3 protein-coding genes are annotated in these 1,838 nt (G+C 62.4%); all 3 read left to right on the top strand.

The window, feature by feature from the left end:
* Positions 1-593 (top strand): hypothetical protein (locus AX756_RS26240; protein WP_068318520.1); only part of this gene is annotated, 593 nt, incomplete at its 5' end.
* Between the two features lie 12 nt (positions 594-605).
* A complete protein-coding gene (locus AX756_RS24655; protein ID WP_068318517.1) occupies positions 606-1,523 on the top strand; it encodes a transporter in 918 nt (305 codons plus the stop codon).
* 59 nt (positions 1,524-1,582) lie between these two features.
* Positions 1,583-1,838: hypothetical protein (locus tag AX756_RS24650; protein ID WP_156461695.1), on the top strand; the 256-nt coding region annotated here is incomplete at its 3' end.

The raw sequence follows: 1,838 nt of genomic DNA, 5'->3' as shown, positions 1-1,838 counted from the left end.
CGCTTTCCTTTGGCGATATTCTGGACGACATCGACTACGGCCTGTTCCTGTTCTCCAGCGCGCGCAATGGTCCATGGGTGATCTTCCTCGACGCATCGGCGGTGCAAACCACCGCGACCGAGGATATCGGCGGGCCGATTGTCGATAACATCGAAATCGTGAGCCGCACCTCGAACCTGGCGCTTGCCCTGGGTTACTCGGTTGCACGGACCAACCAATACAACATCGACGTGTATGGCGGCGCGCGCGCCTGGTGGCTCGACAACGAGATAACGGTCAAGCCCCAGTCGGCAACCGGCCTTGGCAAGTACAAGGCCAGCAGCGATGCCAGCTGGATCGACCCGTTGATTGGTGTCGCCGGCCAGTATGTGGCGTCTGATAGCTGGACTCTCTTCGGCGGCGCAGAGGTCGGTGGATTTGGCGTGGGCGCGGATCTTGAGTGGAGCGTGATGGCGGGCGCCACCTACGCCTTCACGGAGACGTTCGGTGTGAGCTTCGGGTGGCGCCACCTCGCCGTCGACTACGAGCAGGATGGCATTGTCTTCGATGTCAGCCAGAGCGGACCGTTGATCGGGGCAACCTTCAAATTCTGAGAGGGGAATGACGTGGCACTGGGACGTTTCAACGTGACGGACAACCACCGCGCGTCCGGGCACGTAGGAGCATCCAGCCCGACCGGCCGGCGGGTCCGCACCGCAGGATCTGTTCTGGCGCTGTTGGTGATGATGGCATCGGTCGCCGAGAGGGCCCCCGCACAGGTCTCACCGGACACGCCAAACACCGCCCTCTCATCGCAAGGCGGTGGCAGCGCCGACCTCGCGCAGGAGTTGGCCAATCCGCTCGCCGCGGTCATCTCGGTGCCGCTTCAGTTCAATTACGACCATGGCATCGGCCCCTTCGAAGACGGCACGCGGATTACGGCAAACTTCCAGCCGGTGCTGCCCTTCAGCCTCGACAACGGAGCAACCTTGATCACCCGGGTCATCCTGCCAGTGGTCCGTCTGAGCGATGTCACGCCCGGCAGCGGCACCAAGACCGGCATCGGGGACACGCTGCTCGTGGGATGGTACGTCCCGCCCCCGACGGAAAAGCTCACGTGGGGCATTGGTCCGGCACTTCAGGTCCCCGGCGATGAGGACGTCTCCTCGGCCACCTGGGCCGCCGGCTTTACCTTGCTCGGCGTCTACACCACAGGACCGTGGACGATGGGCGCGAACTTCAACCACGTCTGGCACATCGAGGATGATCCCCGTGTCCGCACGCGGCGATCTTTCCTGCAGCCATTCGTGGCTTACTCCACGCCCAACTCAATGTCCTACTCCCTGCAAGCCGAGAGCGTCTACGACTGGGTCAACGAAGAATGGTCGGTCCCGATCATGGGGACCGTCAGCAAGCTCGCCACCGTCGGCAAGTTGCCGATCAATTTCTCGGCGGGCGTCGGCCACTGGGCCGAGTCTCCGAAATACGGCCCCCAAGGATGGCGCTATCGGCTGCAGGCTCAGCTCGTATTTCCGAAGAGATGAATGAACGCAGACCAAACACGAAGCAGAAATGAGACCAACCCTTCCTGAAAGGAAAACAGATGAAACTTACGTCCTTCGCATACACAGCCGCCATTGGTGTCCTTGTCGCCATGCCGGCGCTGGCGCAGCCGTTCGAGAGCAAAGGCGTGGTCGGCGACTGGGGCGTCTTCTTCAACGCGGCGACAGGCGGATGCTTCGTGGAGCGCCAGACAGAGGACGGCGTCGTCATGCAGATGGGGACGCAAGCGGACATGCTTGGCGTCGAGGAACAGAATTATGGCTTCCTGGCCGTCTACGTGCCGATCCCGACGGACA

The organism is Aliiruegeria sabulilitoris, assembly GCF_001558155.1.
In the GTDB taxonomy this organism is placed as follows: domain Bacteria; phylum Pseudomonadota; class Alphaproteobacteria; order Rhodobacterales; family Rhodobacteraceae; genus Tropicimonas; species Tropicimonas sabulilitoris.
Note: the sequence above shows the minus strand (reverse complement) of the source record. Positions and strands in the feature narration are given on the sequence as shown.